At 64.9% G+C, this 16,789-nt stretch carries 21 protein-coding genes; 13 read left to right on the top strand and 8 right to left on the bottom strand.

Annotated features, from left to right (window positions below; all coding sequences use genetic code 11):
• The first annotated feature begins 31 nt into the window (after nt 1-31).
• Nucleotides 32-508, top strand: a complete 477-nt coding sequence (locus ACQ66M_RS08230) for a thermonuclease family protein (RefSeq protein ID WP_430403104.1) — start codon at nt 32-34, stop codon at nt 506-508.
• A 3-nt stretch (nt 509-511) separates the two neighbouring features.
• On the opposite strand, the gene ACQ66M_RS08235 is transcribed toward ACQ66M_RS08230, so the two are convergent.
• A complete protein-coding gene (locus ACQ66M_RS08235) occupies nt 512-1,189 on the bottom strand; it encodes a Fe2+-dependent dioxygenase (RefSeq protein WP_350173532.1) in 678 nt (225 codons plus the stop codon).
• A gap of 99 nt (nt 1,190-1,288) precedes the next feature.
• Here ACQ66M_RS08235 and ACQ66M_RS08240 point away from each other — a divergent pair, with 99 nt between their 5' ends.
• Complete coding sequence (locus ACQ66M_RS08240; RefSeq protein ID WP_430403106.1) at nt 1,289-2,089, top strand: hypothetical protein; 801 nt, start codon at nt 1,289-1,291, stop codon at nt 2,087-2,089.
• Here the strand turns inward: ACQ66M_RS08240 and ACQ66M_RS08245 are convergent.
• On the bottom strand, nt 2,072-2,662 hold the full coding sequence (locus tag ACQ66M_RS08245) for a TlpA family protein disulfide reductase (protein WP_350173536.1): 591 nt from the start codon (nt 2,660-2,662) through the stop codon (nt 2,072-2,074). The two genes, ACQ66M_RS08240 and ACQ66M_RS08245, sit on opposite strands and share 18 nt — an antisense overlap.
• 38 nt (nt 2,663-2,700) lie before the next feature.
• Between ACQ66M_RS08245 and argH the strand changes: the two genes are divergently transcribed.
• The 6 genes from argH to ACQ66M_RS08275 are packed head-to-tail and all read left to right on the top strand — an operon-like array spanning nt 2,701 to nt 9,598.
• A complete protein-coding gene (argH, locus tag ACQ66M_RS08250) occupies nt 2,701-4,098 on the top strand; it encodes an argininosuccinate lyase (protein WP_430403108.1) in 1,398 nt (465 codons plus the stop codon).
• Nucleotides 4,099-4,103: 5 nt separating this feature from the next.
• Nucleotides 4,104-4,340 carry an LPS translocon maturation chaperone LptM gene (lptM, locus tag ACQ66M_RS08255; protein WP_350173540.1) on the top strand — a complete coding sequence of 79 codons (237 nt, stop codon included), beginning with the start codon at nt 4,104-4,106 and terminating at the stop codon, nt 4,338-4,340.
• Nucleotides 4,341-4,342: 2 nt separating this feature from the next.
• The gene (locus ACQ66M_RS08260; protein ID WP_350173542.1) at nt 4,343-4,588 is read left to right on the top strand and encodes a hypothetical protein; all 246 of its coding nucleotides are present in this window, start codon (nt 4,343-4,345) and stop codon (nt 4,586-4,588) included.
• Nucleotides 4,589-4,598: 10 nt separating this feature from the next.
• Complete coding sequence (gene lysA, locus ACQ66M_RS08265) at nt 4,599-5,873, top strand: diaminopimelate decarboxylase (RefSeq protein WP_430403110.1); 1,275 nt, start codon at nt 4,599-4,601, stop codon at nt 5,871-5,873.
• Nucleotides 5,852-8,575 (top strand): DUF4175 domain-containing protein, encoded by a 2,724-nt coding sequence (locus ACQ66M_RS08270; protein WP_430403112.1) that lies wholly within the window; start codon nt 5,852-5,854, stop codon nt 8,573-8,575. The genes lysA and ACQ66M_RS08270 overlap by 22 nt, the downstream gene beginning before the upstream one ends.
• A gap of 57 nt (nt 8,576-8,632) precedes the next feature.
• Entirely contained in the window at nt 8,633-9,598 is a 966-nt protein-coding gene (locus ACQ66M_RS08275) for an MBL fold metallo-hydrolase (protein WP_350173548.1), read from the top strand.
• Between the two features lie 43 nt (nt 9,599-9,641).
• On the opposite strand, the gene ACQ66M_RS08280 is transcribed toward ACQ66M_RS08275, so the two are convergent.
• From ACQ66M_RS08280 to ACQ66M_RS08295, 4 genes are all read right to left on the bottom strand, one after another.
• Nucleotides 9,642-10,214, bottom strand: coding sequence for a cob(I)yrinic acid a,c-diamide adenosyltransferase (locus tag ACQ66M_RS08280; protein WP_430403114.1), 573 nt, complete (start codon nt 10,212-10,214; stop codon nt 9,642-9,644).
• Between the two features lie 9 nt (nt 10,215-10,223).
• Nucleotides 10,224-10,436 carry a twin transmembrane helix small protein gene (locus ACQ66M_RS08285; RefSeq protein WP_350173552.1) on the bottom strand — a complete coding sequence of 71 codons (213 nt, stop codon included), beginning with the start codon at nt 10,434-10,436 and terminating at the stop codon, nt 10,224-10,226.
• Nucleotides 10,437-10,516: 80 nt separating this feature from the next.
• The gene (locus tag ACQ66M_RS08290) at nt 10,517-10,825 is read right to left on the bottom strand and encodes a cell division protein ZapA (RefSeq protein ID WP_350173554.1); all 309 of its coding nucleotides are present in this window, start codon (nt 10,823-10,825) and stop codon (nt 10,517-10,519) included.
• Nucleotides 10,826-11,119, bottom strand: a complete 294-nt coding sequence (locus tag ACQ66M_RS08295; RefSeq protein ID WP_350173556.1) for a DUF4164 family protein — start codon at nt 11,117-11,119, stop codon at nt 10,826-10,828. It lies immediately after the preceding gene.
• A 100-nt stretch (nt 11,120-11,219) separates the two neighbouring features.
• Between ACQ66M_RS08295 and tkt the strand changes: the two genes are divergently transcribed.
• A complete protein-coding gene (tkt, locus tag ACQ66M_RS08300; protein WP_350173558.1) occupies nt 11,220-13,190 on the top strand; it encodes a transketolase in 1,971 nt (656 codons plus the stop codon).
• Here the strand turns inward: tkt and ACQ66M_RS08305 are convergent.
• Nucleotides 13,174-14,409: an MFS transporter gene (locus tag ACQ66M_RS08305; protein WP_350173560.1), complete on the bottom strand. Its 1,236-nt coding sequence runs from the start codon at nt 14,407-14,409 to the stop codon at nt 13,174-13,176. The genes tkt and ACQ66M_RS08305 overlap by 17 nt on opposite strands.
• Nucleotides 14,410-14,533: 124 nt before the next feature.
• On the opposite strand from ACQ66M_RS08305, the gene ACQ66M_RS08310 reads away from it, so the two are divergent.
• The 4 genes from ACQ66M_RS08310 to ACQ66M_RS08325 all read left to right on the top strand — a co-directional run bounded on the left by ACQ66M_RS08310 (nt 14,534) and on the right by ACQ66M_RS08325 (nt 16,341).
• Nucleotides 14,534-14,896 carry an ArsR/SmtB family transcription factor gene (locus ACQ66M_RS08310; RefSeq protein ID WP_350173562.1) on the top strand — a complete coding sequence of 121 codons (363 nt, stop codon included), beginning with the start codon at nt 14,534-14,536 and terminating at the stop codon, nt 14,894-14,896.
• Between the two features lies 1 nt (nt 14,897).
• Nucleotides 14,898-15,434: an SRPBCC family protein gene (locus ACQ66M_RS08315; RefSeq protein WP_430403116.1), complete on the top strand. Its 537-nt coding sequence runs from the start codon at nt 14,898-14,900 to the stop codon at nt 15,432-15,434.
• A gap of 127 nt (nt 15,435-15,561) precedes the next feature.
• Nucleotides 15,562-15,765, top strand: a complete 204-nt coding sequence (locus ACQ66M_RS08320; protein WP_430403118.1) for a hypothetical protein — start codon at nt 15,562-15,564, stop codon at nt 15,763-15,765.
• 126 nt (nt 15,766-15,891) lie between these two features.
• Nucleotides 15,892-16,341, top strand: coding sequence for an ABA4-like family protein (locus tag ACQ66M_RS08325; protein ID WP_350173568.1), 450 nt, complete (start codon nt 15,892-15,894; stop codon nt 16,339-16,341).
• On the opposite strand, the gene ACQ66M_RS08330 is transcribed toward ACQ66M_RS08325, so the two are convergent.
• On the bottom strand, nt 16,338-16,781 hold the full coding sequence (locus ACQ66M_RS08330) for a hypothetical protein (RefSeq protein ID WP_430403120.1): 444 nt from the start codon (nt 16,779-16,781) through the stop codon (nt 16,338-16,340). The two genes, ACQ66M_RS08325 and ACQ66M_RS08330, sit on opposite strands and share 4 nt — an antisense overlap.
• Nucleotides 16,782-16,789 lie beyond the last annotated feature (8 nt).

Genomic DNA, 16,789 nt, shown 5'->3' on the forward strand with positions numbered 1-16,789 from the left:
CAGGTTCCCCTCCTTATCCGAGGAGGCTGGCATGGCGTTCAGGTTCACCATCAAACCCTGGGTCGCTTCGGCCCTGATCCTGGCCTCCTGCGCCGGGCTCGTGGCGCTCGCCGCGCAGGCCGCAACGGATGGTCCCGCAAGTGTCTACTGGTCGGACGGCGACAGTGGCCGCCTGCCGGACGGCACGAAATTCCGTCTTCATGATGTCGATTCCCCGGAAACCGGCAGCCTGCGCCAGCACGGCGGCGCCAAATGTGAATCCGAGCGCGAGCTCGGCTACATCGCCAAGGAAGCCGCCGTCGAATTGACCCGCGACGGGGACATCGTCATCTCGCACGCCTACGGGCCGGACCGTTACGGGCGCCAGGTCGTTGATCTTGAGGTCGGCGGCATGGATGTCGCGCAGGCCCTTATTTCGGGCGGCACCCACAGGGCATGGGATTATGATGGCGGCCAGGACAAGCCCGACTGGTGTTCGGTCCGGTCGCGCCGGGCTGTTTCGCCCTAGCCGTCAGCCGCCGGACCAGCGCCGCAGCAGGTTGGAGATCACCTTGTCGAGCACGAGATGCCCGGGGTCATCCGCTGCCAGTTTGCCCGCCAGCGATGCGCGCAGATTCTCCAGTTCGAACAGGGCCTCGCGCGCCTGCGGATCGCGCACGGCGCTTTCGATCCAGCCGATACAGGCCAGCCGCTCGCCGCGCGTTACCGGGCGCACCTCATGAATATCACCTGACGGGTAGAGAACGAGATCCCCCGCCGCCGGCCTGGCGGCATGCAGGCCGCCCTGCGTCTCGACCACCAGTTCGCCGCCATCATACGTTTCCGGTTCACTGAGGAAGAGGGTGAAGGACAGGTCCGTGCGCACCTGCTCGTCGCCCGCGCCGACCTGCGCATTGTCGACATGGCGGCCGTAGAAGCCGCCTTCCCCGGTCCGGCTCAGCATCAGGCGGGAGTATCGATGCGGCTGGGCGGCACCTCGCAACACCGGATGGGCCGTGATGGCCTGCATCAGGAAGGCGTGCAGCGCCTCGCCGGGCACGGATCGCAGATTGGCCTGCAGGTTGCGCTTCACAGCCCTGGCCCGTCCTCCGGCCGTGCGCGTGCCATCCACCCAGTTGAGTGTATCGGATTTCTTCCGGACGCGGGCCAGGTCGCGCGCACTCAGCAGATTGGCGATGGTCAGGAACATGAACTGTAAAATCCGGCCTCAGGGTATTGAGAATGACTTGCAGATACCAGCGTATCGGGCGTAGGTTCAGTGCGCAATCGAAACTCCGGAGCTGCGACGATGACATATACCCCGAAACGCTGGATTGGGCTTGGCCTCAGTGCCGCCTTGCTTGGCTCGACCGCGCTGGCCGCCTGTGGAGGCCCGGGGAGCGAACCGGTCAAGGCTGATCCGCCCGCACCCAAGCTGGCAGGCGCACCGGCATCCATGGCGGGTGAGGGTGGCGAAGGGGGCGGCGAAAGCGGTGCCTCGGCCGGCCATGCCGACATGCAGACACTTCCGGTCGACAGGCGCATTGCCTTCATGTCTGGCCATGTCGCGGCTGGTCTCGCCCTGTATCGCGCCGGCGCGCCTGATCAGGCCGCGCCGCACCTGCTGCACCCCGTGTCGGAAACGCATACGGCGGAACGCGCAGGCATTGATGCGCTCGGCTTCGACGCCGCCATATTCGAAAACGTTTCCGCCGCCCTCGATGAGGGAAAGTCGGCGGCAGAGATCGCACCCCAGCTTGATGCGGCCGAAGCCAATATCAGCCTGCTGCAGGAAAACGCCAATGCCGATCCGGTCGGCCAGATCGATTTCCTGATGGATACCTGTCTTGAGGAATACAAGATTGGCGTCGTGAATGGCGCCATCGACAATGCCGGGGAATACCAGGACGCCTATGGTTTCTCGGTCGTCGCGCGCGATATCGCCAGACGCCTCGGCACGCCGGAATCAGAGCCGCTGGTGATGGAACTGGAACTGCTCGTTCGCATGTGGCCGTCTGAGGGCCCGCTCGCCGACAGTATCCCGGCCCCGGTCAGCGAAATCGCGGCGCAGGTCAGCCGGGTCAAGCTCGAACTATCCGGCCTTGGCTAGGATCGCATCGATAAAGCCGATTGCCTCGATCGAGGCCCAGTCGGCATCGCCCGCGAGGCGGGCAATTTCCCGCCCGTCCGGTCCGTACAGTATGGTCGTCGGGAAGCCTTTGACGCCCGCTTCATACACGATTTCGTAGTTTTCAGGCGGGGCGATGTGGAAGGTGATATTGGCTGCGCCCAGTTCGCCAAGCCGCCGCGCGGCATAGGCCTGGTCTTCCATTCCGTCGACACTGATCGCCACGACCTCGAACTCACTGCCCCCGCGGGCCTTCTGCAAGGCGCCAAGCGACGGCATTTCCCGCTCGCACGGCGCACACCAGGTCGCCCAGTAATTCACCAGCACGGTCTTGCCTTTGAAGGCGTCCAGTGTGACGGGAGTGCCGTCCGCTGCAAACATGCTGGCCGTAGGTGCAGCCTCTCCGGCCGAAGCAAACTCCAGCTTGGCCATTTCGCCTCTGGCGTGGCGTTCCAGCGGATTTGCCGGTGCCTTTCCGCCCGCTGCGCTGATCAGCACATAGACAATTGCGGCAAGGGCGACCAAGAAGAGGCCGATAAAGGCTAGGCGGGTCATCGGAAGCGGTCTCCTGGCGTCGAATGAGGGATATGGCAATGAACCAGGGCAAAGGCCAGACAATGTGGGGAGGACGCTTTGCCGCGACTCCCTCCGAGATTATGGAAGACATCAATTGTTCGCTCGATATTGATCGGCGCATGGCTGAGGAAGACATTGCCGGAAGCCGCGCTCATGCAGACATGCTGGCCGAAATGCGCATCATTTCCAACGACGACAATGAAGCCATCCAGTCCGGCCTGGACGCGGTGCTCGGCGAGTTGCGCGATGGCAGTTTCCCGTTCCGGCGCGAACTGGAAGACATCCACATGAATGTCGAGGCGCGCCTGAAAGAGCTGATCGGCGCACCCGCCGGCCGCCTTCATACGGCCCGTTCGCGCAATGACCAGGTCGTCACCGACTTCCGGCTCTGGACGCGGAGTGCGCTTGACGGCGCAGGGGTGCTGGTCGCCGGCCTGCAGGCTGCCCTCGTGCGCCGCGCCGACGAACATGCCGCCACCATCATGCCGGGCTTTACCCATTTGCAGACCGCCCAGCCGGTCACCCTCGGCCACCACCTGCTCGCCTATGTCGAAATGGCCTCGCGTGACCGGTCGCGCCTCGCCGATTGCGCGGTGCGGCTGAACGAATGCCCGCTGGGCGCGGCGGCGCTGGCCGGCACCGGCTTTCCGATTGACCGGGACATGACCGCCGAGGCGCTCGGCTTTGCCAGGCCCATGGCCAATTCGCTGGATGCCGTTGCCTCGCGTGACTTTGCGCTGGAAGCGCTTGCGGGCCTCTCCATCGCGGCGACACACCTGTCGCGCCTTGCCGAAGAGATCGTCCTGTGGACCAGCCCCCAGTTCGGCTTTGCTGCCCTCACCGATGCCTGGTCGACAGGCAGCTCGATCATGCCCCAGAAGCGTAACCCGGACGCGGCGGAGCTGGTGCGTGCCAAGGCGGCGCTTATCACCGCGAATTACAGCGCGCTTCAGGGCGCCATCAAGGCCCTGCCGCTCGCCTATGCCAAGGATTTGCAGGACGACAAGCGCCTCACCTTTGAGGCCTTTGACACGTTCAACCTGTGCGTCCGTGCCATGACCGGCATGGTGGAGACGATCCGGTTCAAGCCGGATGCCATGCGCGCCGCTGCTGCGAGGGGCTTTTCAACAGCGACCGATCTTGCTGACTGGCTCGTGCGCGAACTCGGCCTGCCTTTCCGCGAGGCCCACCATGTCACCGGCACGCTGGTCGCCAAAGCGGAAGAGGCATCCTGCGACCTGGCCGAACTGCCTCTGGCCGACATGCAGGCCGTCCATGCCGGGATCACGCAGGCCGTCTTCGATGTGCTGACAGTCGAGGCATCTGCCTCATCCCGGACATCTTATGGCGCTACAAGCCCTGTTCGCGTCGCTGAACAAGTGGCACAGTGGAAACAGAGATTGCGACTGGAGTAACCTGAATGAAACGCCCTCTTTTGCTCGCTGCTGCGCTGATTGCTGCCGGCAGCCTCTCGGCTTGCGGCCTGACTGGTGACCTGAAGCGGCCGTCGCCCCTGTGGGGCGATCCGAACGAGACGCTTGAACCTGCCAGCCTGCCGGACGAGGCCGAATCCGACCTGCCGCCCCTGCCGGAACGCGAGACCGGTCCCACTGATGAAGCCGACGACGAGCTGCTCGGCGGCACAGACGGGAACTGACCATGTTGTCGCCTGCCCTGCGCCGCGCGCGGATTGGCGCCGTCACATTGACGGGCGCGCTCCTGCTTGCCGCCTGTCAGACGGGTGGTGCCCGCGCGACCCCGCCCGCCTCTCCGGTCCAGCCGCTTGTGGTGCCGGTCGTGCCCGTCGACCAGGACGGTGAACGCATCAACCAATGGGGCGGTATCGTGCCGGATACCGTACCCACCGTGCCCATCGATGATGGTGGTCTCGGCGAAGTGGAATAGACAGGCCTGAATGCATCATTTCAGCTATCAGAATGGCAGCCTCCATTGCGAAGGCGTAGACCTGAATGCGGTGGCCGATGCCGTCGGAACGCCCTGCTATGTCTATTCCTCAGCCACCTTCCGCCACCATGCCCAGGTCATCGCCAGGGCGTTTGAGGGCCAGGACTGCCTGATTGCCTATTCGGTAAAGGCCAATGGCAATCTCGCCATCCTGTCGACGCTTGCCCGCGAAGGGTGCGGCGCCGACGTGGTCAGTGGCGGCGAGATGCAGCGCGCACTGAAGGCCGGGATCCCGGCCAGCCGGATCGTGTTCTCGGGCGTCGGCAAGACGGCCCCGGAAATGGACCTCGCCCTCAGTCACGGTATCCACCAGTTCAATGTTGAAAGCGCCGGCGAGCTTCGCCTCCTGTCCGCAGTGGCCAGCGCCCTTGGCAAGACCGCGCCGATTGCCCTGCGCGTGAACCCGGACGTTGCTGCGGGCGGCCATCCGAACATTTCCACCGGCAAGAAGGGCGACAAGTTCGGCATTCCGTGGAGCCAGGCCGAGGCGCTCTATGCCGAAGCCGCCACCCTGCCGGGCATCGCCGTGGTCGGTGTCGACGTACACATTGGCAGCCAGATCGGCGACCTTGTGCCCATGCGCGCCGCCTTCGAGAAGATTGTCGGCCTGACCGGGCGTCTGCGCGCAGCCGGCCATGCGATCAGCCGCATCGATGTCGGCGGTGGTCTCGGCATTCCCTACAAGGCGGGCGACGCGCCCGCGCCGCCATCGGCCTATGCCGGCATGATCGCTGACGTCATGGCAGGCCTCGGCGTGCAGGTCATCCTCGAGCCCGGCCGCGTCATTGCGGGCAATGCCGGTGTCATGCTGGCAACCGTGCTCTACGAAAAGCCGGCGCCCGACCGCACCTTCCTGATCCTTGATGCCGGTATGAATGATCTCATGCGCCCGGCGCTGTATGACGCCCACCATGACATCGTTCCCCTGAAAGAGGCGGGCGCAGATGCCCCCACGGCCGCCTATGACGTGGTTGGCCCGATCTGCGAGTCGACCGACAAGTTCGCCGTCGCCCGGCAATTGCCGGCTGTCGCCCCGGGCGACCGGCTCGCTTTTATGTCAGCCGGGGCCTATGGCGCCGTGCTGTCTTCGGCTTACAATGCCCGTCCGCTGGTCCCGGAAGTTCTGGTCCACGGTGACAGGTTCGATATCGTGCGGAGGCGACCCACCTTCGACGAGATGGTAGAGTTGGAGCAGGTGCCAGATTGGCTGACCCGGACGGCATAAAGGCGATCAAAGCCAGGGTTTCCGCGACATGGCGGAAACTGACGCTGTTTGCGCTTGGCCGTGCCTTCTGGCCACTGTTCGTCTTTGTCTGCCTGTTCCTCGCCATGGCCATGGCGGGCGTATTCGACCGTGTCCAGCCCGCTATCGGCGCGGTCATGACCCTCGTCTTCTTCCTTGGCGGGGCGCTGCTTTTCCTGCGCGGGTTCCAGCGCTACCAGCCACCAACGCAGGACGAAGCCCGCGATGCGCTTGATCGCCAGTCAGACCTCCGCCCGCTCGCCTCGCTGACAGACCGTCCGGCCGATCCGTCCCGCGGCGCCCAGAGCCTCTGGCGCCACCATCGCGCGCGCCTCCTGGCGGAACTCGGCAACCTGCGCGCGCCCTCGCTCCACGCCGCATGGAAGGCACTGGACCCGTATTTCCTGCGCGCCGTCCTGCCGGCGGCCCTCGCCGCGATTGCCATCATTGCCTGGACTGATGCGCCGGGCCGCATCGGGCGGGCCCTGTCGCCGGATTATGGCGCGCTGGTGGGCGCCGATGACATGGTGGTCGAGGCATGGATCACGCCGCCCGAACATACCGGCCGCGCGCCGATCTTCCTGAAGCCGGGCCTTGAAGGCGTTCGCATCCCGAAAGGGTCCGAAGTCACGCTGCGCACACAGGCGCCATCGGCGCCGCGCCTCGTCATGAAGGGACAGAAAAACCGCAGGCAGGCCTTTCTCGCCACACCTGACGGCGCCTTCGAGGCGCGCGCGAAAATACTGGAAGACACGCGCCTGTCAGTGCGCTGGTGGGGCGAGCGTGCCGCTTGGCGCCTGCTCGCCTCGCCGGATGATCCGCCCGCCGTCAAGTTCGTCTCGATCCCCTCCATCGGCGCCCAGGACCGGATTGCATTCACCTGGAGCGCGGCCGACGATTATGGCGTAACCGGGCTGGAACTCGCCATCTCGCTGCGCGAGCCGAATCCGGCCGCGCCGGACGCGGAAGATCGCGTGCCCGTGCCCTTGCCCGGCGTATCAGCGACGCAGGGGTCTGACACCGTCCAGCTTGACCTGACCCGCCACCGCTGGGCGGGGCTCGCCGTCAACCTGCGCCTCGTCGCAACCGATGGGGCCGGACAGGAAGGCACAAGCGAGACCGTGCCCTTCCTCCTGCCTGAGAAACTGTTCCTGGAACCAATTGCGCGCGTCGCCCAGGAAGTGCGCGTCACGGTGCTGCGCGAACCGAGGCCCTATGCCGAGATGCCGATGAATGATGATGCGCTCCGGCAGGATGCGCTGAACACAACCGCCGCCAACCGCCTCGCCTCGGCCCCGGCGGGCGTCCAGAAGGCGGCGCTGATGCTCGATGCCATCACCTTCAGGGGCGAGCAGTACATGCCCAATATTGCGGCCTTCCTGACATTCCGCACGGCGCACGGCATTCTCTCGGCGGCCAGCACCAAGGACGAGGCCGATGCGGTCGATCCGCTGCTCTGGGCGCTCGCCCTGAAGGCCGAATATGGCAGCGCGGCCGATGCGCTCCGCCGTCTCGAGGCCGCCCGCCGCGCCCTCGAACAGGCCCTGCGCGACGGCGCCTCGGAAGAGGAAATCAAGCGCCGCATGGAAGCCTTCCGCGATGCGGCCAACAATTACCTCGCCGCCAAGATGGCCGAAGCCATGGCGAATGGTGGTGAGGAGCCGGCATCGAACGAGGATGGCGCCGCATCGGCCGGCGGCCCGAACCTTGGCGGGCAGGATTTCGAAGACATGTTGCAGGCCCTGCAGGACCTGACCGAAACCGGTGCCACAGATCAGGCCCGCCAGCTCCTGTCGGACATTACCGACATGTTGCAGAATCTCGAATTCCAGAAAGGCGGCGGCGGCAGCGGCATGCCGGGCATGCCCGGAGAGCAGGCCGAGAACGAAGACGTGCCCCCGGAAGAACAGGAACTCACCGATGCGATGAAGCGCCTGTCCGATATCCTGCGTGAACAGCGCCAGCTGAATGATGACACGCTTGCGCAGGAACGCGGCGAACGCCCGGGCGAGCAGCAGGGCGAAGGCCAGCAATCAGGTCAGTCAGGCCAGCAGCCGGGCGGCGAAGACCCGTCCGGAAACCAGCAGCCGGGTGATGGCTCGCAGGAAGGTGAAACGCCAGGCGCGGGATCCGGTGAAACAGACTCGGCCGAAAATCCCGAAACCGGGTCCGGTCCGGGCCAGCGCCCGTCCGAACAAACGCTTGCTGAACGCCAGGCCCGTCTTGGCGAACTGGTTGAACGGCTCGCCCGGGAGAAAGGGCTCGGGCAGGGCGGAGAGGCCGGCGAGAATGCCCTTGAGGGCAGGATTGATCCTGATGCGCTGGCCGATATCCGCCGCGCACAGAGGAGTGCCGAGGAGGCGCTTGAACAGGGCAATGAGCGCCGCGCCGCGCGCAACCAGGAACTCGCCACCCAGCTCCTGTCGGAACAGTCGGGCAGTCTGGCCGAGGCGCTCGACGAGATGCGCGCTGCGCGCTCAGGCCAGGGCGATCCCGGCAATTCCACCGATCCGCTCGGCCGCAATGCATCTGGCGCCGGCAATAATGGCGAGAATGTCAACATCCCGGACGCCGGTGAGCGCCAGCGCGCCAAGGATATTCTCGATGAGCTGCGGCGGCGCTACAATGAGGCCGAAGATGAGGAAGAGCGTGAATACCTGCGCCGCCTGCTGGAGCGCTTCTGACGGTTCATGTCGACTAGAACCAGGTGGTGATATAAAAGCGAATCAAGGAGATCGCCCATGGGACAGCGCTGGAATTATACCAGGGGCCTCAAGGATATCGGCAACGGGCTCTATGCCTGGCTTCAGCCGGATGGCGGCTGGGGCTGGTCGAATGCCGGGCTCATCGTCGATGGCGACCAGTCGCTGCTGGTCGATACGCTGTTCGACATGAACCTGACCGCTGACATGCTCAGGGCCATGGGTGACGCCACCGGCCTCTCGCCGGACGATATCGGCGTGATCGTCAACACGCACGCCAATGGCGATCATACGCACGGCAATGGCTGCTGCCAGCATGCAGAAATCATCGCATCCGAAGCCAGCGCCCGCGAAATGGAAGACGTCAATCCGGCCCTGCTTGCCCAATTGATGAAGATGGCGCCGGGCATGGGTTCGGCCGGGGCCTATTTCTCGGAGATTTTCGGCATGTTCGATTTTGCCGGGGTGACCGAGCGCGCGCCCACGCGCACATTCTCCGGTCGGCTCGATCTCAAGGTCGGCGACAAGGCGGTTGAGCTGATCGAGGTCGGCCCCGCGCACACGGCAGGTGACGTGCTCGTGCATGTGCCGTCAGACCGTGCGGTCTTCACCGGCGACATACTCTTCATCGATGGCACACCGCTGATGTGGGCGGGGCCGGTCGGCAACTGGATCCGTGCCTGCGACCGGATCTGCGAGATGGATGTCGATGTCATCGTTCCGGGTCATGGTCCGATCACGGACAAGGCGGGTGTCCGCCGTGTGGCGGACTATCTGACCTATATCGATGCCGAGGCGCGCAAGCGGTTTGATGCCGGGATGGAAGTGCGCGAAGCCGCGCTGGACATTGCGCTGGGTGACTATGCCAGCTGGGGTGACGCCGAGCGGATCGCCGTCAATGTCGACAGTCTCTACCGGGAATATCGCGGCGACGGCGTCGTTACGCCCGTCCTCGGCCTCTTCGCCCTGATGGCGGATACGCGCGACGCGTTGCGGAACAGGTGAAGACACGAAAAGCGCTCATCCTGAGCCCCTTTTCAGATATCCGTTACCGGTTCGCCCCTGGCACCCATTTGATGTCATCCTTGCCATCATTGTTGGCAACCCGGCCGGTCACGAACAGCCAGTCCGACAGCCGGTTGGCATAGGCGAGCGCTTCGGGGCTCACCACTTCGCCTTCCATCGCAAACAGCTCCGCAATCTGGCGCTCGGCCCGGCGGCACAAAGTGCGGGCGACATGCATGTGCGCAGCCAGCGCGCTGCCGCCCGGCAGGATGAAACTGTCCAGCGGCGCGATATTCACGTTCATCGCGTCGATCTCGGCCTCAAGGCGTTTGACCTGCGCCTCGACAATGCGCAGCGGCGTCCATTCCAGCTTGGTGCCCCGGTCGGGCGTCGCAAGGTCGGCGCCGAGGTCGAACAGGTCATTCTGCACCCGCCGCAGCGCCGCCAGCATGTCGCCATCCGCATGCAGCGCCGCCACGCCCAGCGCGGCGTTCACCTCATCCACAGTGCCATAGGCCGCCACACGCGGATGCCACTTGTCCAGCGGCTCGCCGGTCGACAGGCGCGTTTTGCCCTTGTCGCCGGCCCTGGTGTAAATCTTGTCGATCTTGACCATGGCGGCCCCCTAGAATCCGATCTTGAACGCCCCGGCCAGCGCGCCCAGCGCCACGAGAATGGCGATCACCACGGCCTGCACGAAAATGCGCATGCGCATCAGCTTGTTCGACCGGCTGGCCTGGTTCTCGTCCGTGCGGGCCAGATTTGCGATGCCGAGGCCCAGAACAATCACGAGTGCGGCGAGGCCGACATAGAAGGCGATGGACAGGAAGAGTTGCATGATGGCGGCCTTTCCGGCTGTGTCACCTGTCTATATGGCCCTTTGCCTGCCTCGCGGCCATGCGCAAAGGGTCGCGGGGTTCAGTGCCCGCCTTCAATCCGCGCCGCGAGGGCCTCGATCCGTTCAGCTGCGCTGGACAGGGCGTCGGCCACTTTCTGTTCGGCCTGCACAGCGCCCGGCTTCGACCGCCGCGCCGCGTCCAGCTCGTCCAGCAGCGCCAGTGAGGCAATCAGCAACAGGCGTTCCTCGCCAATATCGCCGACCGCCCCGGAAATCTGGTCCACACGCGCGTTCAGCTGCTCGGCCAGCAGCTGGATGCGGGTTTCCTGTCCCGGTGCGCATGCAATCGAATAGGCCCGGCCGCGCAAGGTGATATCCGCCTTTGCCATCTATTCCAGCTCGCCGCTCGTGCGCGCGCCATCCTTGCCGAGGGCGGCGCGGACTTCCTCGATCGCTGCGCCCAGCGCCTCGCTCGCCTCGTCGGCCAGGGCCTGCAATTCTTCCTCACGGGCGAGTGACGCATCCAGCTCTTCGGCCATGCGGGCCCTGTCCTCGACCAGCGCGGCCAGCTCTGCACGGGTCACGGCGGGGTCCCCGGTTCGCGACATAAGCGAGTCGAGCGCCCCCTCGAGGCGTTTCAGGGCCGCATCCAGGCGGCGGGCAGATGGATCAAGCTCGGTCATATCATCAATGAACTAACGGCATTACAGCGATCCGCCAAGCGGCTTGACGTGTCGGCTTGAGTCTGGCCTACGACGATTGAAGATTTTTGGAGATAGCAGAATGGCTGTTACGAACCGGGATATGGCGAATGCCATCCGCGCCCTGTCGATGGATGCAGTGGAGGCGGCCAAGTCAGGCCATGTCGGCCTGCCGCTTGGAATGGCTGATGCGGCCACGGTGCTGTTCCGAAAATTCCTCAAATATGATCCCGCCGATCCTGCCTGGGCAGACCGTGACCGCTTCGTCCTTTCGGCCGGACATGGCTCTATGCTGGTCTATTCCCTGCTCCACCTGACAGGTTACAAATCCGTCAGCCGCGACGATATCCGCAATTTCCGCCAGCTTGGCGCGAACACGCCGGGCCACCCGGAGAATTTCGTCACGCCGGGCGTTGAAACCACGACGGGCCCGCTGGGCCAGGGCATCGCCACTGCTGTCGGCATGGCGATTGCCGAACGCCACCTCAATGCCCGCTTCGGCGACGATCTGGTCGACCACAAGACCTATGTCATCACCGGTGATGGCTGCCTCATGGAGGGGGTCAGCCAGGAGGCGATCACGCTGGCGGGGCACTTGAAACTCAACCGCCTCATCGTCCTGTTCGACGATAATGCGGTCACCATTGACGGCAGCACGGACCTGTCGGACTCGACAGACCAGTGCGCCCGTTTCGAAGCGTCGGGCTGGGTCACGCGCAAGGTTGACGGCCATGACGAGAAGGATGTCACGGCGGCGCTGAAATGGGCCCAGACCCAGAAAAAGCCCGTCTTCCTCGCGGTCAAAACCATTATCGGCTATGGCGCTCCCAAGATTGCCGGCACCGGCAAGGCGCATGGCGGCCCCTATGGCCCCGAAGAGATTGCCGGTATCCGCAGGAATATCGACTGGCCGCATGAGCCCTTTGCCGTCCCTGCCCCCATCGAGAACGCCTGGGCCAAGGCTGGCCAGCGCGGCAAACCGGAACGCGATGCCTGGAAGAAGCGCCTCGCCGCTTCGCCGAAAAAGGGCGAGTTCAGCGCCGCCATTGCGGGCCGCCTGCCCAAGAATCTCGGCAAGGCCATCATCAAGCACAAGAAATCTGTTGTCGAAGGCGGCGAGTCCAAGGCGACCCGCCAGTGGAGCGGCGCTGCGCTCGAAGTCATCACCGGTCTCGTGCCGGAGATGATCGGCGGCTCGGCAGACCTGACCGGCTCGAACAATACGCTGACCTCGCACACGCCCGCGCTCACGCCCGCCAACTGGAGCGGCCGCTACATCCATTATGGCGTGCGCGAGCATGCCATGGCCGCGGCGATGAACGGTATGGCGCTGCATGGCGGCGTCATTCCCTATTCCGGCACCTTCCTCGTCTTTGCTGATTACAGCCGCGCCGCGATCCGCCTGGGTGCCCTGATGGGCACGCGCGTCATCCATGTGATGACGCATGATTCAATCGGCCTTGGCGAGGACGGCCCCACCCACCAGCCGGTTGAACATGTCGCCAGCCTGCGCGCCATGCCGAACATGCATGTCTTCCGCCCGGCCGACGGTGTCGAAACCGCTGAATGCTGGGAACTCGCGCTCGAGAATGTCGACGGCCCCGCCACACTGGCGCTCACCCGGCAGGGGCTCAGGCCCGCGCGCAAAGAGCATACGGACGAGAACCTCTGCGCCCGCGGCGGCTATGTCCTGTCAGACTGCAAGGGCAAGGCCCAGGCCGTCATCATCGCCACAGGCTCAGAGGTGGAGATCGCGCTTGCGGCGCAGGACCAGCTCGCAAAAGACGGCGTGAAGACGCGCGTCGTCTCGATGCCGTGCATGGAACTGTTCGAGGCGCAGGACGCCAAATACCAGCAGGCAACTCTCGGCGGCGATGTGCCCCGCGTGGCGGTCGAGGCTGGTGTCCGCTTCGGATGGGACCGCTGGATCGGCCATGATGGCGGCTTTGTCGGCATGGACAGTTTCGGCGCCAGCGCCCCCTACAAGGCCCTCTACACCCATTTCGGCATTACCGCTGACGCCGTTGCGGCGGCCATCAGGGCGCGGGTTTAGTCTTCGCGCCCCGCAGGCTGAGGAAGCACAAGCCCCACAGGCATACCGACATGACGAGCGCCAGCATGGCATTGCCCTGCCACCCGGCCAGGTCATAGGCCGTTGTCCCGGCCCAGCTGGCCGCGCCGCCACCGATGAACATCATCACGATGTACACGGTCATCAGGCGCGTGCGGATTTCGGGTGCCTTGTTCAGGAAGGTCATGCGGTTGCACACATCAATCAGCGGCCCGCCCACATTCATGATCACGATCGGGATCATCAACAGCCACAGGCTGTGACCGAAGAAGAACAGGAGGGCCACGCCGAACACCTGCGTCGTCGCCACGGTCAGCCGCGCACGGCGCGGGCCCACCTTGTCTGCCCATGCGCCAAGGCGCGGCGTGGTGAACACGTTGATGATGGCAAACAGCGCCAGATAACCGACCACGTCGACGCCATAACCCATGTCCGGGCTGGTCAGGTGCAGGCCAAGGCCCATCCAGATTGACAGGAATATGCCAAAGCCCAGCGCCTGTATGGCGCCCGACAGCAGGATTTCCGGGTTCCGGCGCACGATGGGAATGATCGATGCAATCAGCCCGCCATAGGTCTGGCCCCGTGCGGCCACGGTGCGGGAATCGCGCTTCTCCATGATCATCGGCAGGGCAAATGTCACGGCCAGCATCAGGGCGGCGGCCACGAAATACACGCTGCGCCAGCCGAAATGCTCGCCCAGCACGCCCGCGCCCGCGCGGGCCACCAATATGCCGGCAATGATGCCCGTGGTGATGATTGCCGTCGCCCGGCCGAGATCACCCGCCGCCACGCGTTTCGACACATAGGTCGGCAGCAGGTAGGGCGCGATGGTGAAAAAGCCGAGCACGGTCGAGGCGGTCACGAACAGCCAGTATGACTGTGCCACCGCCATCACCGCGACCGACAGGAACTGCGCCGCGACGAATATCGATGTCAGCCGCCGGTTGCTCACCCAGTCGCCCAGCGGCAGCAGCAGCAGGATGCCCAGCGCCAGGGCGATCTGGTTGAACGCCGGCACCATGCCGATCATCGCATGGCTGATGCCGAAATCATCGGCCACGACCGCAATGATCGGATGGATGTAATAGGCGTTCGCCGTCACCACGGCCGTTGCCGCTGACAGTGTGTAAAGCTCGCCTTTCGACAAGTGTTTCGGCGGGTTGGGGGAGGGCGTTTCGGCGCGGTCAGGCGAAGGGGTCATGCCCCAACCCAGCCCGATCACCCGCCCGATGGCAAGCCATCACCGTGAGGCAGGCGCTGCCACCGCCACAAAAAACATTAAACCATGTGGTTGACTATTGCGCCCTCGCATTATATTAAACCATATGGTTGAACAACACGCCCTCCAGCTCGACACCGTCTTTCACGCCCTTGGCGATGCGACCCGCCGGCACATGCTGCGCCAGCTCGCCGATGGCGAACAGACGGTCAGCCAGCTGGCCGAACCGTTCGAGATGTCGCTCGCCGCCGCCTCAAAGCATATCAAGTCGCTTGAAAAGGCCGGGCTGATCCGCCGCGAGGTGCGCGGCCGCACGCATATCTGCCGGCTGGAGCCCGGGCCGCTGGCCAGCGCCAGCGAATGGCTCGGCTTCTACGAACACTTCTGGACCGGCCGCCTCGCCGAACTGGAACGCCTCATGCGCGAAACAACACCCGCCCCGCAATCTCCCAGACCGAAAGGAAAATAGCATGGCCCACCTGACGAAACTCGACCCCTATGGCACGCTGATCGAGCCTGCCACGCTGAAGATCGAGCGCCTGCTGCCCGGCCCGATCGAGCGGTGCTGGGACTGGATCACCGATTCAGACCTGCGCCGCAAATGGCTCGCCGCCGGCGTGATGGACCTCACCGAAGGCGCCCCCTTCGAATTTACCTGGCGCAATGACACGCTCACCAATCCGCCAGGACAGCGCCCGGAAGGTTTCAGCGCCGAACACAGCATGAAATGCCGTATCGTGACGGTTGATGCCCCGCGCCAGCTGGTCATCACATGGGGCGAACAGAGCGAGGTTTCCTTCACCCTCACTCCGCAGGGCAACGAGGTATTGCTCACCCTCATCCACCGCCGCGTGCCGGACCGCAGCACGCTGCTCAATGTCAGCTCCGGCTGGCATACCCATCTCGATGTCCTCGTGGCCCGCGCGCGGGGAACCGAGCCATCGCCCTTCTGGCCAGCCTGGCTTGCCCGTAAGGCTGAATACGACCAGCGCCTGCCACAGGCCTGACCCCTGCAGCCCCTCCGCCGCCATGGCGGAGGGGCTTTACTCCCTCATTTCGTGGCCAGCCTGCCACCAGCACGCGCTTTCCGGCAAACCAGTCCCCCACTTCCGGTCCCGGACCATACCGGGCCCCGTGAATCCGCGTCACGTCTTCCTCTATGCCCATGTCATGGTCCTGCTGGCCGTGGCTGTGGTCGCCGTTGCGGGTGATCGAACGCTGCACCGGCAAGTCGGCCGCGGCGTGGCGCCCGGGGTCGACAGCTCTGGTAATATGCGTATCCTCCGGGTCGGGGATGAACCGGGCACGGACCGCTCCCTGCCTGCGCCAGACACCTGACGCGGCTCCACTTCCTGACAATCCATTCTGCGTCCCAGGCGCGCTCACAGGTGCCGCACGCGCAGGCGCAAAAGGCTTGCACTGCACGCAACCGCGCGTCACGGTGGCGAAAAGCGGGGGGATACCATGACCTATGAGAATCTTTTTTCGCTGATCAATCTCAGCGTCATGCCGGCCTGGCTCCTGCTGGCCATTCTGCCGCGCGCCGGCATCACCCGCACGCTGGTCCATTCCGGTCTTTATCCGCTGGCGCTCGGCCTGTTCTACATCGTCACCCTGTCGATGACCCTGTTTTTCGGCATGGGCGCAGAAGGCGGCAGTTTCACCAGCGCGGCGGGCGTGTCGCAACTTTTCTCCCACCCGCTCGGCATTCTCGTCGGCTGGTCGCACTATCTCGTGTTTGACCTGTTCGTCGGTGCCTGGCAGGCGCGCGACGCCCAGCGCCGCGGTGTGCCGCATCTGGCGCTCGTGCCATGCCTGTTCTTCACGTTCATGCTGGGGCCGGTCGGCCTCGTGCTCTACCTGATCATCCGCAAGCTCTCCGGCAAGGGCGGCTGGAGCCTGAACGAAGCCTAACTGTCCGCTTCGTCGAACAGGTCCATCTGGCGCGGGTCGACAAAGCGCCTGCGGCGCGGCGGCCTGGTCCGGCCGGACCGGAAATAGAGATCATCGGTATGGTCTGCCGCCTCGGGTCTGGCTTCGACCTTGGCGGGTTTCGCGGGCCTGGCTGCCTTTTTCGGCTTTGCCGCCTCCACCAGCCGCCAGAAGGTCACCGCCAGCACCGGCGCGCCCTTGTCATCCTCATAGCGCTGCAGGAAGCCGTGCGCGCCTTCGCCCGCATTCGCCGCCATCTGGGCCGTGGCCTCCGCTTCGGTCAGGTTCAGCCATTCGGTGTGCAGCGATTCCACCTTCAGTTCGCCCGCCAGCGCCTCGGCCTCGGCGCGGGTGCGCGCAGCCGCCGCGCCGGCTTTCAGCGCGTCGGCCACAGTGCGGGCAAGGGGATAGGCGTGGCTCATATCAGGCG

The organism is Hyphomonas sp. (assembly GCF_965284475.1).
GTDB lineage: Bacteria > Pseudomonadota > Alphaproteobacteria > Caulobacterales > Hyphomonadaceae > Hyphomonas.

Bases quoted from the DNA above. Each gene is read 5' to 3' on its own strand.
- ACQ66M_RS08230 (WP_430403104.1), top strand. From the start codon at position 32: ATGGCGTTCAGGTTCACCATCAAACCCTGGGTCGCTTCGGCCCTGATC.
- ACQ66M_RS08235 (WP_350173532.1), bottom strand. From the start codon at position 1,189: ATGTTCCTGACCATCGCCAATCTGCTGAGTGCGCGCGACCTGGCCCGC.
- ACQ66M_RS08240 (WP_430403106.1), top strand. From the start codon at position 1,289: ATGACATATACCCCGAAACGCTGGATTGGGCTTGGCCTCAGTGCCGCC.
- ACQ66M_RS08245 (WP_350173536.1), bottom strand. From the start codon at position 2,662: ATGACCCGCCTAGCCTTTATCGGCCTCTTCTTGGTCGCCCTTGCCGCA.
- argH (WP_430403108.1), top strand. From the start codon at position 2,701: ATGAACCAGGGCAAAGGCCAGACAATGTGGGGAGGACGCTTTGCCGCG.
- lptM (WP_350173540.1), top strand. From the start codon at position 4,104: ATGAAACGCCCTCTTTTGCTCGCTGCTGCGCTGATTGCTGCCGGCAGC.
- ACQ66M_RS08260 (WP_350173542.1), top strand. From the start codon at position 4,343: ATGTTGTCGCCTGCCCTGCGCCGCGCGCGGATTGGCGCCGTCACATTG.
- lysA (WP_430403110.1), top strand. From the start codon at position 4,599: ATGCATCATTTCAGCTATCAGAATGGCAGCCTCCATTGCGAAGGCGTA.
- ACQ66M_RS08275 (WP_350173548.1), top strand. From the start codon at position 8,633: ATGGGACAGCGCTGGAATTATACCAGGGGCCTCAAGGATATCGGCAAC.
- ACQ66M_RS08280 (WP_430403114.1), bottom strand. From the start codon at position 10,214: ATGGTCAAGATCGACAAGATTTACACCAGGGCCGGCGACAAGGGCAAA.
- ACQ66M_RS08285 (WP_350173552.1), bottom strand. From the start codon at position 10,436: ATGCAACTCTTCCTGTCCATCGCCTTCTATGTCGGCCTCGCCGCACTC.
- ACQ66M_RS08290 (WP_350173554.1), bottom strand. From the start codon at position 10,825: ATGGCAAAGGCGGATATCACCTTGCGCGGCCGGGCCTATTCGATTGCA.
- ACQ66M_RS08295 (WP_350173556.1), bottom strand. From the start codon at position 11,119: ATGACCGAGCTTGATCCATCTGCCCGCCGCCTGGATGCGGCCCTGAAA.
- tkt (WP_350173558.1), top strand. From the start codon at position 11,220: ATGGCTGTTACGAACCGGGATATGGCGAATGCCATCCGCGCCCTGTCG.
- ACQ66M_RS08305 (WP_350173560.1), bottom strand. From the start codon at position 14,409: ATGACCCCTTCGCCTGACCGCGCCGAAACGCCCTCCCCCAACCCGCCG.
- ACQ66M_RS08310 (WP_350173562.1), top strand. From the start codon at position 14,534: ATGGTTGAACAACACGCCCTCCAGCTCGACACCGTCTTTCACGCCCTT.
- ACQ66M_RS08315 (WP_430403116.1), top strand. From the start codon at position 14,898: ATGGCCCACCTGACGAAACTCGACCCCTATGGCACGCTGATCGAGCCT.
- ACQ66M_RS08325 (WP_350173568.1), top strand. From the start codon at position 15,892: ATGACCTATGAGAATCTTTTTTCGCTGATCAATCTCAGCGTCATGCCG.
- ACQ66M_RS08330 (WP_430403120.1), bottom strand. From the start codon at position 16,781: ATGAGCCACGCCTATCCCCTTGCCCGCACTGTGGCCGACGCGCTGAAA.